The organism is Tritonibacter litoralis, from assembly GCF_009496005.1.
In the GTDB taxonomy this organism is placed as follows: Bacteria; Pseudomonadota; Alphaproteobacteria; order Rhodobacterales; family Rhodobacteraceae; genus Epibacterium; species Epibacterium litoralis.
Map to the genome: position 1 here is coordinate 792,846 of NZ_WIBF01000001.1, position 13,717 is coordinate 806,562.

Consider the following 13,717-nt stretch of genomic DNA (forward strand, 5'->3'; position numbering starts at 1 on the left):
GAACAAAGGAGCCGAACCATGTGTGGAATCATCGGTGTACTAGGCAACCACGAGGCTGCTCCGATTTTGGTCGAAGGGCTGAAGCGGCTGGAATATCGCGGCTATGACAGTGCCGGGATCGCAACCGTGAACAACGGCACCTTGGGGCGCCGTCGCGCTGTTGGCAAACTGGTGAACCTGTCGGATGCTCTGGTTCATGACCCGCTGGCAGGGAAATCCGGCATTGGTCACACCCGCTGGGCCACCCATGGTGCGCCCACCGTGACCAACGCTCACCCGCACCGCTCCGGCTGTGTGGCTGTTGTTCACAACGGGATTATCGAAAACTACAAGGAACTGCGTGAGGAGCTGGCCGCAAAAGGGCTTGCCTATGAATCCGAGACAGACTCCGAAACCGTCGCCCTGCTGGCCGAGAGTTTTGCCCGCGAGGGGTTCTCGCCTGTGGATGCCGCAGCAAAGACCGTTGAGCGGCTGCATGGGGCCTTTGCACTGGCCTTCCTGTTCGACGGCGAACAGGATCTGATGATTGCCGCGCGCAAAGGCTCTCCGCTGGCAATCGGCCACGGCGACGGAGAGATGTTCGTGGGATCAGACGCCATGGCGCTGGCGCCGTTTACGGACCAGATCACCTATTTGGAAGAGGGTGATTTCGCTGTCCTGACACGCACCTCTCTGGAGATCCGCAACAGCGAAGGCAAACTGGCAAACCGTGAAAAACGTCAGATCCAGCTGGATATGGCGCGGATAGAAAAGGACGGTCACAAACATTTTATGGCCAAGGAAATCGCCGAACAGCCCACAGCCATTGACCGGGCGCTGGCCAATTACCTGGCGCAGGACAATTCGATTGTGCTGCCCGAGGCATTGGATTTCTCACAAATCGAGCGGCTGACGTTGGTGGCCTGTGGCACCGGCTATTATTCCTGTCTGGTGGCCAAATACTGGTTCGAACAGATCGCACGCATGCCGGTTGAGGTCGATGTGGCCTCTGAGTTCCGCTATCGCGAACCGCCGATCAGCGCTGACACATTGGCCGTCTTTGTCAGCCAGTCCGGGGAAACTGCCGACACGCTGGCGGCACTGCGCTATACCGAGGGCAAGGCAAAACAGATCGCGGGTCTGGTCAATGTCCCCGAAAGCTCGATCGCGCGCGAAAGCGATATTGTGCTGCCCATCAAGGCGGGGCCGGAAATCAGCGTCGCCTCGACCAAGGCCTTTACCTGCCAGTTGACGGTTCTGTTGCTGATGGCGCTGAAGGCGGCTGAGGTGCGCGGGCATGCCCTGCCTGAAAATGTTCTGGAAGACATGCGCGCCCTGCCCGGTCTGGTACATCAGGCGATTGCGGCGGAAAACAGCATCCAGGCGATGGCGCGGGATCTGGCCGGTGCGCGCGATGTGATCTTCCTGGGGCGCGGCGCGCTTTATCCCATTGCGCTGGAAGGCGCGCTGAAACTGAAAGAGCTGAGCTATATCCACGCCGAAGGTTATGCCAGTGGCGAGCTGAAACACGGGCCCATTGCCTTGATCGACGAAACTGTGCCGGTAGTGGTCATGGCGCCGCGGGATGCCCTGTTTGAAAAGACGGTATCAAACATGCAAGAAGTCATGGCGCGGGGGGGCAAGGTCATTTTGGTCACCGACGCCGAAGGGGCAAAGATGGCGGGCGACGGGGTTCATGCCACCATCGTGCTGCCTGCGCTGCCGGATGTTCTGGCCCCGATCCTTTATGCAGTGCCCGCCCAGCAGATCGCTTATTACACCGCCATTGCCAAAGGCACCGACGTGGACCAACCTCGCAACCTCGCGAAATCCGTGACAGTGGAGTGAGGCATGGCCAAGCAGTTTGACGCCTTTGAAGACAGCCACCAGAAGATGGTGGCCGAGCAACATGTGTTCTTTGTGGCGACAGCTGCACCAGAGGGGCGCGTGAACCTGTCCCCCAAGGGGATGGATTCCTTGCGCATTCTGGGGCCAAACCGGCTGATCTGGTTGAACGTGACCGGGTCTGGCAATGAAACCGCGGGCCATCTGAAGCAATCCAACCGGATGACCGTGATGTGGTGTTCCTTCACCAAACGGCCGGTGATCCTGCGCGCCTATGGGACGGCGCGCACGGTACACACCCGCGATGCGGATTGGGCCGAGCTTGCGGCATTGCTGCCGGATTTACCGGGCGCACGCCAGATCTATGACATGCAGGTCGATATGGTCCAAAGCTCATGCGGCTATGCGGTGCCCTTTATGGAGTTCCAAGAGGAACGCACGGTCCTGCGCCAATGGGCCGAGGGGAAGGGCAATACGGGCATTGCCGAATACTGGGACACCCGCAACCGCAACACCATTGATGGGTTTGACACAGGTATTGTGGACGAATGACATTTGAGGAAGCGCTGGCGGCGCTGGAAGCCCATATCGAGCCTGGCCGTGCGGAACAGATGGCGACCTACCACAAGCAGAGCCGCGTGGTGCTGGGCATTTCCAACGGGGTGATCAACGATCTGACCAAGGCGTGGCGGCAACAGCTGACACTGGCTGAGCGTGTCACGCTGGCGGATAACCTGTGGCAAAGCGATATCTTTGAAGCGCGCATTGCCGCGGGCAAGCTGCTGACCCAATCCCGGATCAAGGATGATGGTCCGGTCTGGGATCTGTTGCAAAGCTGGGTGGCGGAGTTTGACAGTTGGGCGATTGCGGATCACGCCTGTTCGGCCATTGGAAAACGTCTGGTCGCCGCCCCGGATCGTTTGGATCAGGTGGAAGGCTGGACCCAATCAGATCACATGTGGACACGCCGCGCGGCCTTGGTCGCCACCCTTCCCTGGGCCAAGCTGCCAAACCCCAAGCCAGCCGATGATGCCACCCGCCTGCGCATTTTGGGCTGGGCTGCGGTCTATGTGCCGGATCGCAATTGGTTCATTCAAAAAGCCATCGCCTGGTGGCTGCGTGACCTCAGCAAACATGCGCCGCAGCTGTCACAAGAGTTTCTGGCGGAACATGGCGCGGCCATGAAACCCTTTGCCCGCAAAGAGGCGGCCAAATATTTGACCGCCGCTCGTTGACCTCAGCCCAAGGGGGTCACGGAGAGTTCGACCAATTCGGTCAGGGGCACCCCAAGGGCGCGCATCGCTTCGATCGACAGGTTGCTGCCGCCTGCGCCCTGCAAAGGTTTGAGGGTCAACACAACGGTGGATCCATTTGCCGCGCGCACGCGCCCTGCCCCGGCCTGGCTGACCAGGGAAGTTTCAAGCCACAGTCCTGGGATACCCGGGTCGCCAAGCCCTGCCACCGTTGTGCCACTGGTGCCAATTGCACCCTGTTGCGGAACCGCAGGCGCAGGTGTGTTTGCCACCACATCACCCCCCGTTGCATCCAAGGGCGCATCCGTTGGCGCGGTCTGTGAGGAGGCAGGCGCTGGATCTGCCGGGCGTTTAAAAATCCCGCCGCCAGTGTTGCCCTGCAAGATATCCGAGTTCCACGCCAGCTCATTGCAGCCCGCACACATCAAACCCGCCACCGCCGCAATCACCACAATTCTCATACCCGTTCCCTAACCTGCTTGTGTGACTATTTTTCCAAACTTAACCGCATCCTTCCCCTTGTCGGAAGGCCTATTGGGATTTACCTAATTCTTTATGACTGCACCATTGATCGATCCCTTCGCCCGCGCAATCACTTACCTGCGTGTCTCTGTCACCGACCGGTGCGACTTTCGCTGTGTCTATTGCATGGCAGAGAACATGACCTTTTTGCCGAAAAAGGATCTCTTGAGCCTGGAAGAGCTGGACCGCATGTGTACCACCTTCATCGGGATGGGCGTAGAGAAACTGCGGATCACCGGCGGAGAGCCGCTGGTGCGGCGCGGGATCATCAGCTTTTTCCAGAAGATGAGCCGCCATCTGGAGAGCGGCGCGCTGAAGGAGCTGACGCTGACAACCAATGGCTCGCAGCTTGGCAAATATGCTCAGGACCTTTTTGACGCGGGCGTGCGCAGGGTGAATGTGTCGCTGGATACTTTGGACGAAGAAAAGTTCAAACAGGTCACCCGCTGGGGCCGCCTGCAGCAGGTGCTGGAGGGCATCGATACCGCCCTGTCGGTGGGCCTGAAGGTCAAGATCAACGCGGTCGCCCTCAAAGGATTTAATGAGCCCGAGCTGGCGGCCATCACCAAATGGTGCGGCGAACGCGGCATGGATCTGACCTGGATCGAAGTAATGCCCATGGGGGATATGGGCGATTATGACCGGATCGGTCAGTACTGGTCCCTCAAAGAAGTGCGCGCCGCCTATGAAGACCATTACACCGTCACGGATCTGGCGGAACGCACCGGGGGGCCTGCGCGTTACGTGCGGCTGGAAGACACCGGTCAGAAAATCGGATTTATCACGCCGCTGTCCCATAATTTCTGCGAAAGCTGCAACCGGGTGCGTCTGACCTGTACGGGGCAGCTTTATATGTGCCTGGGCCAAGAAGACATGGCCGATCTGCGCGCGCCCCTGCGGGCCGATGAAACGGATACGACCCAGTTGGAAGAGGCCATTCGCGCGGCCATCAACCTAAAACCCAAAGGCCATGACTTTGACTATTCCCGCCAGAAAGTGGACGGGCAGATGTCCCGCCACATGAGCCACACCGGCGGCTGATCCATGTCCCCTGCAAAAGATGTCGCCGCCAAGGCAACCCCGCTTTTTGCGGCCTATCGCGTTGCGGCCCGTGCGCTTGCGCCGCTGGCCTGGCGCAAAGTGTCGGCCAAGCTGCGCGCCTATGGCCTGCCGGAAGCGCGGGTACGCGAACGGTTGGGCCATGCCTCCCTGCCGCGCCCCCAAGGTCGGCTGATGTGGTTTCACGCGGCTTCTGTCGGCGAAAGCCTGTCGATCCTGAAGCTGGTGCGACGTTTGGGCGAGCTGGATCCGGGGCTTGAGTTTCTGATCACCTCGGGCACGCCAACCTCGGCTGAGCTGATCGAAAAACGCATGCCGCCGCGGTGTCGGCATCAGTTCCCGCCGCTGGATCACCCGGCCTATGTGCGCCGGTTTCTGAGCCATTGGCGGCCTGATCTGGCGGTTCTGGTCGAAAGCGAGCTGTGGCCCAATCTGATTGTCGAAACCCGCAAAGCGGGCGCGCCGCTGATCCTCTTGAACGCGCGACTGTCGCCAAAATCCGTGGCCAGCTGGCAGAAACACCATCGCACTGCCACCTACCTCTTGGCACAGTTTGCCCAGTTCATCACCCAGAACCAGGAAACCGCCGACAATCTGCGTGCCATCGGAGCGCATGCGGATCGCATTCGCCCCGGCAGCAACCTCAAAGCGCTAGCAGCGCCGCCGCCTGTGGATGCGGATCTGTTGACCCAGACGCAGGCCGCCCTGTCCGGGCGCGCGGTCTGGACGGCGTCTTCCACCCACCGCGGCGAGGAAGAGCCGGTGATCGCCGCCCATCAGGAGTTGCTGAGGTCTCACCCCGACCTATGCCTGATCTTGATCCCGCGCCATCCTGAACGCGGGGATGAGGTCGAAGCTTTGATCACAGAGGCGGGCCTGACATGTGCGCGCAGATCCCGTGGGGAAATGCCATCGGCGCAGTCGCAGATTTATCTGGCAGACACGCTTGGCGAGACCGGCACCTGGTACGCGGCCTGCCCATTGGTGTTTCTGGGCGGTTCGCTGCTGGACATCGGCGGCCACAATCCGTTTGAGCCCTCCCACCATGGCTGCGCCGTCACCACAGGCCCCGGCTATTTCAACTTTGCCGAGACCTACGGCGATATGCTGGCCGAAGGCGCCGCCACCGAAATCGCGGATGCGCCTGGTCTTGCACAGCAAATCGGGTGCTGGCTGGACGACCCCAAAACGCTTGAGGTCACCCGCACCGCCGCGCGCACTTTCATTTCACGTCAGTCTGACCTATTGGATCAAACAGCGGATCTGCTTCTTGCGCAGCTTCCGAAATAGACCTGCCCGGTTGCCCTGACCCTGTTGCCCTGAGCGAGCCGCCTATGTCCTCTTCTGAATTTCGCGACATCGACGTGATCGCGCCCAGTTTCAAAAAACGCTACTCTGGCGTTACATCAACCGTGATCCGGCTGGTTCCCATTCAGGCACGCGATATTGCAATCACCGCCACATCGCCCCTGTTGCCGGATGAGGTGCCCAATGTGCCGCCCAAAGCGCTGGTGACCATGCCCCGGTCCGGCCCGTCCGGAGCACGGGTCTGGCACGCCCGGCGCAATGTGGAAATGGTGGCAGGACTGGCGCTGAAATACCTCTTGGGCAAACGCCTGCGCCTCTTGTTCACCTCGGCCGCGCAACGCCGCCACACCGGGTTCACCCGCTGGCTGATCCGGCGCATGGATCATGTGATCGCAACATCGGGCAAATCCGCCAGCTATTTGGAGCGTGACGCCACCGTCATTCGCCATGGGGTGGACTGCGATCTGTTCCAGCCCGTCGCGGATAAGGCAGCCTTGCGTGCCGCCTTGGACCTGCCCACAGACGGGTTGCTGGTGGGCTGTTTCGGACGCATCCGCCATCAAAAGGGCAATGACCTTTTTGTGCAGGCGATGATAAAGGTCTGCAAATCCCACCCCCATGTGCGCGCGTTGATTATGGGTCGCGCAACCGCGGATAACTCAGGTTTCCTGCAGGATCTCAAGGATCAGGTCGCCGCCGCCGGGCTTCAGGACCAGATCCTGTTCCGGGATGAGGTACCGGTTGAGGACGTGCCGCGCCATTTCCAGGCGCTGGATCTTTATGTGGCACCCCAACGTTGGGAGGGCTTTGGCCTCACCCCGCTTGAAGCCATGGCCTGCGGCGCGCCCGCTGTCGCCACCAAGGTCGGCGCGTTTGAAGAACTGGTGGTGCCCGGCGAGACCGGCACCCTGTGTGAGATTGAGGATCTGGAGAAGATCACATCAGACATCGCCCACTGTCTGGAAGATCCGGCCCGTCTGCACCACATGTCGCAAGCCAGCCGCACCCATGTGCTGGAAAACTTCCGGCTGGAAGGCGAAGCTGCGGCCATCATCGCCGTCTATCGCGATTTATTGACACGCTAGGGTGCGCGCGCGACCGCAGGGATCCGGCCCCGGATCCCTGCCACGCCCAACTGTGTCGCCCTGCCTTTGGCAGGGCGTAAACAGGCGGGAGCACCCCGCCTGCTGGCAAGCAGATCACGCGGCTGGCATGCGCTGTTCGACAATCTCCGCCCACCAGCTGCAGCCGGCCGGAATGGCATCGTCATTAAAGTTATATTCCGGGTGATGCACCGGCGCAGTGTCGCCATTGCCCACCAGGATATAGGCACCGGGACGTTCTTCCAGCATATAGGCAAAGTCTTCCCCGCCCATCACCAACGGCGCGTCCTCACAATGTCCCGCAACATCGCGCGCAACTTTGGCGGCAAATTCGGTCTGCTCTTCGGTGTTCACCATCACCGGATAGCCGCGCATATAGTTCACATCCACGGTGCCGCCATAGGTCGCCGCCACACCTGCACAGATCTCTTGAATACGCTTTTCCGCCAGATCACGCATGCCGGCATCCATCGTGCGCACGGTGCCTTTGATCTGCACGCTTTGCGGGATCACGTTGAACGCTTTGGAAGAGGTCTCAAACGAGGTGACCGAGACCACAATCTGCTCCACCGGATCGGCGTTGCGCGATGCCACCGTCTGCAAGGCAATCACCGCCTGCGCCGCCATCACGGTTGTATCGATGGTCTCATGCGGTTTGGCGGCATGTCCGCCCTTGCCTTCGAATGTAATATCAAACTGATCCGTGGCCGCAAAAAACGCGCCAGGACGAATGGCAAAGGACCCCAACGGACGGCCCGGCCAATTGTGCATGCCATAGACCTCCTGGATGTTCCAACGGGCCATCATACCGTCATCACACATCTCTTTGCCGCCACCGCCGCCTTCTTCGGCGGGTTGGAAGATGACCACAACGGTGCCATCAAAGTTGCGCGTTTCTGACAGGTATTTGGCGGCCCCCAACAACATCGCGGTATGGCCATCATGACCACATGCGTGCATCGCGCCGGGGTTTTTTGAGGCATACTCAAGCCCCGTGGCCTCCAAGATGGGCAGCGCGTCCATATCGGCGCGCAGCCCGATCACATTGCCCTTGGTGTCGCTTTTGCCTTTGATCACCCCTACAACGCCGGTACGACCGATGCCGGTGACAATCTCGTCGCAGCCAAACTCTTTCAGCTTCTCGGCAACCAGAGCGCTGGTTCGATGGGTGTCAAACAGGATCTCGGGGTTTTCATGGATATCCCGGCGCCAGGCGGTGATTTCGTCCTGAAGTTCTGCAAAACGATTTTTGACAGGCATCTTCTACTCCTTGTTGTGTTGCGCGGCTCAGGCCGCTGGCATTCGTCGTTCAGCCAATTCGGCAAACCAGCTGCATCCCAAGGGGATGGCATCGTCATCAAACACATAGGCCGGGTGGTGGCACATTTCGGTATCGCCATTGCCCAGGAAGATATACGCCCCAGGGCGCTCCTGCAGCATATAGGAAAAATCCTCGGACGGCATAATGGGCGGCGTATCTGCATCGACCTTTGCGGCCACGGCGCGGGCGGCCTCTGCGGCAAATGCGGTCTCGGCCTCTGAATTGATGGTCACCGGATAGCCCGGGCTCCAGATCACCTCGGCCGTGGCGCCAAAGGCGGCGGCGGTGCTTTCAGCAACCCGGCGCACCCAGCCCTCGGCCGCATCCCGATATTCACTGTCCAAGGTGCGTACGGTGCCTTCGAGCTTGGCCGTATGGGCAATCACATTGGAGGCGGTGCTGTCGGTCTCAAAGGTGCCAACGGTCAGTACCACGCGTTTCAGCGGATCCACATTGCGGGACACAATGGAATGGAGCGACACCACAATCTGCGACGCCACCAATGTCGTGTCGATGGTGTCATGCGGGGTGGCCGCATGGCCGCCGACGCCGGTCACATGGATGGTGAACTCATCCGAGGAGGCCATAAGCGCACCGGGGCGAATTGCAAATTCACCCATCGGGATCCCCGGCGAATTGTGAAGGCCATAGACCTCTTGGATGTTCCAGCGCGCCATCATGCCGTCATCACACATCGCCTTGCCACCCGCGCCGCCTTCTTCGGCAGGTTGGAAGATCAACACCACCGTGCCATCAAAATTGCGCGTCTCAGCCAAGTATTTGCCAGCCCCCAACAACATCGCCGTGTGACCATCATGGCCACAGGCATGCATCGCACCGGGAATGGTAGAGGCATATTCAAGTCCGGTTGCCTCGTGAATGGGCAAGGCGTCCATATCGGCGCGCAGGCCAATGACGCGGCCCTTGGTATCTGTCTTGCCTTTAATCACCCCAACCACGCCAGTACGGCCGATGCCGGTTGTGATCTCATCACAGCCAAAACCTTTGAGCTTTTCCGCCACAAATGCGCTGGTACGATGGGTGTCATACAAAAGCTCAGGGTATTGGTGAAGCTCATGCCGCCAGGCTGCGATTTCTGGCTGCAGCTCTGCAAATCTGTTTTTGACGGGCATCCCCTGCTCCTTTGTCTATCCCCGCGGCGCAGGACCGTTGCCGTGTCCGGATCGCGGCGCATGGGGCTTCAGACATGGTCTGCAGCCCCAAATGAAACTTATCCAAAACGTCTAAACGGATCTTCCTTCAACGCAACACGTCAGAAGGTAAATTACTTACCAGATTAAGTAACCCGTCTGATCCGGGATACAAGCCCTGCCCTGCCCCCGCGATTGCAAAGACGAGGCAGAGCGCAGTTTTTAATCAGTAGCCCGCATCTGTCGTCAGAACAAAATGGCCTGGTTCCAGTTCAAGATATTCGGATTTCTCGGGCTCATATCCCAGCTCGTGGATGGGCGACGGAATGGGTTTAAAGTTCAGATCGCGTTCGGATTTGCGCAACGTCGGATCGGCAATGGGAACCGCCCGCATCAAAGCCTGGGTATAGGCGTGCAGCGGATTGGCAAAGACACGCTCGCGCGGGCCAATCTCAACCAGGCGACCCAGATACATCACCCCAACCTGATGGCTGACCCGTTCGACCACGGCCATGTCGTGGCTGATGAACAGGAAGGACAGGCCCAGATCCGCCTGCAGCTCCATCATCAGGTTCAACACCTGCGCCTGTACCGACACATCCAGCGCCGAGACCGCCTCATCTGCCACGATCAGTTTGGGGTGCAGCGCCAAGGCGCGCGCGATCGCGATCCGTTGACGCTGGCCACCTGACATCTCATGCGGGTAGCGGCGCATGAAGCTGCGCGGCAGATGCACCCGGTCAAACAGTTCTGCCACCCGGTCGTGCAGCTCTGATCCGGATGCCAGACCATAATTGCGCAACGGTTCGGCCACCTGATCCAACAGCTGCATCTGCGGATTAAGGGACGCAAATGGATCCTGAAAGATCATCTGCAGCTGTTGCCGGGTTTTGCGCATCTCGCTCGGGGAATAGTTGAGGATGTTCTGACCCTGGAATTCCACCTTGCCGGACATCGGCTCAACCAAACGCAGCAGCGAACGGCCCACGGTGGATTTGCCACAGCCTGATTCTCCAACCAACGACAGGGTCTGACCTTCGAAGACTTTGAACGACACATCTTCGACCGCGTGTACATTGGACACGGTGCGCCGCAACAGGCCGCCTTTGACCGGAAAGCGGGTCACCAGGTTTTCCACGTTCAGGATCACCTTGTCGGTGCCTTTGATCGGTTTGGGCTCGGACTGTTCTACGCCCATCAACCGCATCGGCTCGGGGTATTCTTTGTCCGCCATCTCCCCCAGTTTGGGCACCGCCGCCAGCAGGGCTTTGGTGTAATCATGGGTGGGGTTTTCAAAGATCTGCTGGACCGGGCCTTCTTCGACCTTGTTGCCGCGGAACATGACAACCACGCGGTCCGCCATCTGAGCCACCACAGCCATGTCGTGGGTGATGAACAGAACCGCCGTGCCGGTTTCCCGCTTCAACCGATCCATCAGCGCAAGGATTTCGGCCTGGATGGTGACGTCCAGCGCTGTGGTAGGCTCATCCGCGATCAACAGGCGGGGTTCACAGGCCATGGCCATGGCGATCACCACACGTTGGCGCATGCCGCCTGACAGCTCGTGCGGATATTGGCGCAAGCGGCGCTTGGGCTCGGGGATACGTACCTCGGTCAACAGTTCCAAAGCACGGGCTTCGGCTTGCCTTTTTGTCATACCCTTGTGGACACGCAGGCCTTCGGTCAGCTGACGTCCAACTGTAAAAACAGGGTTCAGGGCCGTCATCGGCTCCTGGAAAATCATCCCAATTTCATTGCCGCGGATCTGCTTCATCATGGATTGTTCGGCGTGGGCCAAGTCGCTTACGCCTTGGTCTTTGCGATTAAATTCCAGGCTACCGCCTACAATTTCGCCACCGCCGAACTCCACCAAGCGCATCAACGACAGAGAGGACACCGACTTGCCGGAACCGGACTCACCGACCACGCAAACCGTCTCTCCGGGCTGGACATCAAAGGAGACATCCTTGACCCCAAGCACCGGGCCATCCTTTGTCTGAAACTGAACTTTCAGCCCGCTAATTCGAGCAATTGGTTGATCCAACACGTATTTTTCCCCTGACCTTCTCCCGGGTTTTGGCTCCCGTGGAATTATTTTAGCGACTATGCCAAATCGATTGGCAATTTCAAAGCATTTGATCATTTTCCGTGGCGTATGGCTTGCTTTTTCTCAAAACTCTGTTTCGATAGCCTCACGGTATCGCATGTGTTCGCCAATTAGGCAGAGCAAATACGGGTTACGGTAGTATTTGGTTTTGATCGCCAAAATTGAGAGCACACCCGATTTTTCGGGATTTACGCGAGTGCACCGTAAACAAACAGGGCGGAAAAATCGCTTGATAACAAGCGAGCCAGACAACGTCCGACAAGGAGAGTGTAATGAAAATCAAAAGCCTTTTGCTGGGTGCCATCACAACCGCAGCCCTGGCACCTGCTGCATTTGCAGAACGCGGAAGCGACGGCCAGGTAAACATCATCTACTGGCAAGCGCCGTCGATCCTGAACCCGTTTTTGTCAGGCGGCACCAAAGACACTGAGGCGTCTTCGCTGATTCTGGAGCCGCTGGCGCGTTACAATGCACAGGGCGAGCTGGTTCCATGGCTGGCCACCGAGATTCCAACCGTCGCGAATGGCGGCGTGAGCGAAGATCTGACCTCGATCACCTGGAAAATTGCGCCCGGCCTCAAATGGTCGGATGGCACCGCTGTGACCTCGGCCGATGTGAAATTCACCTATGAATACTGCACCCACCCCGAAGGCGGCTGTGCGCAGCTGACCAAATTCGGCGGCGTCGCGTCAGTTGAAACCCCTGATGATCTGACCGTGGTCGTCAATTTCGAAGGCCCCACACCGTCGCCTTATGGCCCGTTTGTTGGCGTCGAAAGCCCGATCCTGCAAATGGCTCAGTTCAAGGAATGTATCGGTGCCAAAGCACCCGAATGTACAGATGCAAACTTTGGCCCCATCGGCACTGGCCCCTTTGTGGTTGAGGAGTTCAAGCCGAACGATGTGATCACCTATGTGGCCAACGAAAACTATCGCGATCCTGCAAAACCGGCCTTTGGTCGCGTTCTGTTCAAAGGTGGCGGTGATGCAGCAGCAGCGGGCCGTGCGGTTATGGAAACCGGCGAGTTTGATTACGCCTGGAACCTGCAGCTGGCACCCGATGTGATTGCGCAGATGGAAGCCGGCGGCAAGGGCAAGGCGATTGCGGGCTTTGGTCCGCTGGTTGAGCGTATCATGCTGAACAACACCAACCCCGACCCGGCGCTTGGCCCTGATGATCGCGCGGTTGTGCGCCCGCACCCGTTCCTGAGTGATCCAGCTGTTTACAAAGCACTGTCCATGGCAATCGACCGTCCGCTGCTGGTGGAAATCGGTTATGGTAAAGCGGGCAAGGTCACCTGTTCCTGGGTTCCGGCACCGGAAGTCTATGCAATCAGCCCCGAAGGCTGTGACGTGCAAGACATCGCAGGCGCAAACAAGATGCTGGATGATGCCGGCATCGTGGACACCGATGGCGACGGCATCCGTGAAAAAGACGGTGTTCCGCTGAAGCTACTGTACCAGACCTCAACCAATGCTGTGCGTCAGGACTTCCAGGCGCTGATCAAACAGTGGTGGAGCGAGATTGGTGTTGAAAGCGAACTGCGCAACATCAACGCCTCTGTCTTCTTTGGCGGTGACGCAGGTTCGCCGGATACCTTCCAGAAGTTCTATGCGGATGTGGAAATGTATGCCAACACCTTTGCTGGCACCGACCCGCAGTCCTATTTCGGCAACGGTCTGTGTGACCAGGCGCCTTCTCCGGCATCGCAGTGGCAGGGTGAGAACATCTCGCGCTTCTGTGACGAAGAGTATGACGCGCTGCATCTGGAGCTGACCAAAACCGCCGACCTGGAAAAACGGATTGAGATCGGCCAACAGCTGAACACGCTGATCTTTGAAAAAGGCGGCATGATCCCGCTGGTCCACCGTGGTCGCCTGTCGGGCGCGGCGAACACTCTGGGTGGTGTTGACCTGAACGTATGGGACAGCGAACTGTGGAACGTTGCGGATTGGTACCGCATCAAGTAACCGTCTGACGGCGCAGACGGCCCCGGTAGTTTCTGCCGGGGCCGCTTGTCGTTTCAGTTTTGCATTTGTCGAATAACCAGCGCGTGTAATACGCTGGTC

Annotated in this window: 11 protein-coding genes; 7 read left to right on the top strand and 4 right to left on the bottom strand. The window is 59.0% G+C overall.

The features are described from left to right. Positions 1-18 precede the first annotated feature (18 nt). From glmS to GFB49_RS03875, 3 genes are read left to right on the top strand one after another with little or no spacing between them, the layout of a single operon-like run. Positions 19-1,827, top strand: a complete 1,809-nt coding sequence (gene glmS, locus GFB49_RS03865) for a glutamine--fructose-6-phosphate transaminase (isomerizing) (protein ID WP_153214448.1) — start codon at positions 19-21, stop codon at positions 1,825-1,827. 3 nt (positions 1,828-1,830) lie between these two features. Then, positions 1,831-2,376 (top strand): pyridoxamine 5'-phosphate oxidase family protein, encoded by a 546-nt coding sequence (locus tag GFB49_RS03870; RefSeq protein ID WP_153214449.1) that lies wholly within the window; start codon positions 1,831-1,833, stop codon positions 2,374-2,376. After that, a complete protein-coding gene (locus tag GFB49_RS03875) occupies positions 2,373-3,059 on the top strand; it encodes a DNA alkylation repair protein (RefSeq protein ID WP_153214450.1) in 687 nt (228 codons plus the stop codon). Before GFB49_RS03870 ends, GFB49_RS03875 begins: the two co-directional genes overlap by 4 nt. A gap of 2 nt (positions 3,060-3,061) precedes the next feature. Here the strand turns inward: GFB49_RS03875 and GFB49_RS03880 are convergent, their stop codons facing one another. Beyond that, on the bottom strand, positions 3,062-3,538 hold the full coding sequence (locus tag GFB49_RS03880; protein ID WP_153214451.1) for a hypothetical protein: 477 nt from the start codon (positions 3,536-3,538) through the stop codon (positions 3,062-3,064). Between the two features lie 94 nt (positions 3,539-3,632). On the opposite strand from GFB49_RS03880, the gene moaA reads away from it, so the two are divergent. Genes moaA through GFB49_RS03895 form a run of 3 tightly spaced genes read left to right on the top strand, consistent with a single transcriptional unit; the run spans position 3,633 to position 7,051 of the window. Continuing rightward, entirely contained in the window at positions 3,633-4,640 is a 1,008-nt protein-coding gene (moaA, locus tag GFB49_RS03885; RefSeq protein ID WP_153214452.1) for a GTP 3',8-cyclase MoaA, read from the top strand. 3 nt (positions 4,641-4,643) lie between these two features. Next, positions 4,644-5,948, top strand: coding sequence for a 3-deoxy-D-manno-octulosonic acid transferase (locus GFB49_RS03890; protein WP_153214453.1), 1,305 nt, complete (start codon positions 4,644-4,646; stop codon positions 5,946-5,948). A gap of 44 nt (positions 5,949-5,992) precedes the next feature. Beyond that, a complete protein-coding gene (locus GFB49_RS03895; RefSeq protein ID WP_153214454.1) occupies positions 5,993-7,051 on the top strand; it encodes a glycosyltransferase family 4 protein in 1,059 nt (352 codons plus the stop codon). A gap of 114 nt (positions 7,052-7,165) precedes the next feature. Here the strand turns inward: GFB49_RS03895 and GFB49_RS03900 are convergent, their stop codons facing one another. The 3 genes from GFB49_RS03900 to GFB49_RS03910 all read right to left on the bottom strand — a co-directional run bounded on the left by GFB49_RS03900 (position 7,166) and on the right by GFB49_RS03910 (position 11,588). Further along, positions 7,166-8,329 carry a M20 aminoacylase family protein gene (locus GFB49_RS03900; protein ID WP_153214455.1) on the bottom strand — a complete coding sequence of 388 codons (1,164 nt, stop codon included), beginning with the start codon at positions 8,327-8,329 and terminating at the stop codon, positions 7,166-7,168. A gap of 27 nt (positions 8,330-8,356) precedes the next feature. Beyond that, the gene (locus GFB49_RS03905) at positions 8,357-9,523 is read right to left on the bottom strand and encodes a M20 aminoacylase family protein (protein WP_153214456.1); all 1,167 of its coding nucleotides are present in this window, start codon (positions 9,521-9,523) and stop codon (positions 8,357-8,359) included. Between the two features lie 244 nt (positions 9,524-9,767). Beyond that, on the bottom strand, positions 9,768-11,588 hold the full coding sequence (locus tag GFB49_RS03910; protein WP_343032459.1) for an ABC transporter ATP-binding protein: 1,821 nt from the start codon (positions 11,586-11,588) through the stop codon (positions 9,768-9,770). 332 nt (positions 11,589-11,920) lie between these two features. On the opposite strand from GFB49_RS03910, the gene GFB49_RS03915 reads away from it, so the two are divergent. Next, the gene (locus tag GFB49_RS03915; RefSeq protein ID WP_153214458.1) at positions 11,921-13,618 is read left to right on the top strand and encodes a peptide ABC transporter substrate-binding protein; all 1,698 of its coding nucleotides are present in this window, start codon (positions 11,921-11,923) and stop codon (positions 13,616-13,618) included. The last annotated feature ends 99 nt before the right edge of the window (positions 13,619-13,717 follow it).

What these genes read in the sequence shown, in the direction of transcription:
- glmS (WP_153214448.1), top strand. Translation starts at nt 19, where the DNA reads ATGTGTGGAATCATCGGTGTACTAGGCAACCACGAGGCTGCTCCGATT.
- GFB49_RS03870 (WP_153214449.1), top strand. Translation starts at nt 1,831, where the DNA reads ATGGCCAAGCAGTTTGACGCCTTTGAAGACAGCCACCAGAAGATGGTG.
- GFB49_RS03875 (WP_153214450.1), top strand. Translation starts at nt 2,373, where the DNA reads ATGACATTTGAGGAAGCGCTGGCGGCGCTGGAAGCCCATATCGAGCCT.
- GFB49_RS03880 (WP_153214451.1), bottom strand. Translation starts at nt 3,538, where the DNA reads ATGAGAATTGTGGTGATTGCGGCGGTGGCGGGTTTGATGTGTGCGGGC.
- moaA (WP_153214452.1), top strand. Translation starts at nt 3,633, where the DNA reads ATGACTGCACCATTGATCGATCCCTTCGCCCGCGCAATCACTTACCTG.
- GFB49_RS03890 (WP_153214453.1), top strand. Translation starts at nt 4,644, where the DNA reads ATGTCCCCTGCAAAAGATGTCGCCGCCAAGGCAACCCCGCTTTTTGCG.
- GFB49_RS03895 (WP_153214454.1), top strand. Translation starts at nt 5,993, where the DNA reads ATGTCCTCTTCTGAATTTCGCGACATCGACGTGATCGCGCCCAGTTTC.
- GFB49_RS03900 (WP_153214455.1), bottom strand. Translation starts at nt 8,329, where the DNA reads ATGCCTGTCAAAAATCGTTTTGCAGAACTTCAGGACGAAATCACCGCC.
- GFB49_RS03905 (WP_153214456.1), bottom strand. Translation starts at nt 9,523, where the DNA reads ATGCCCGTCAAAAACAGATTTGCAGAGCTGCAGCCAGAAATCGCAGCC.
- GFB49_RS03915 (WP_153214458.1), top strand. Translation starts at nt 11,921, where the DNA reads ATGAAAATCAAAAGCCTTTTGCTGGGTGCCATCACAACCGCAGCCCTG.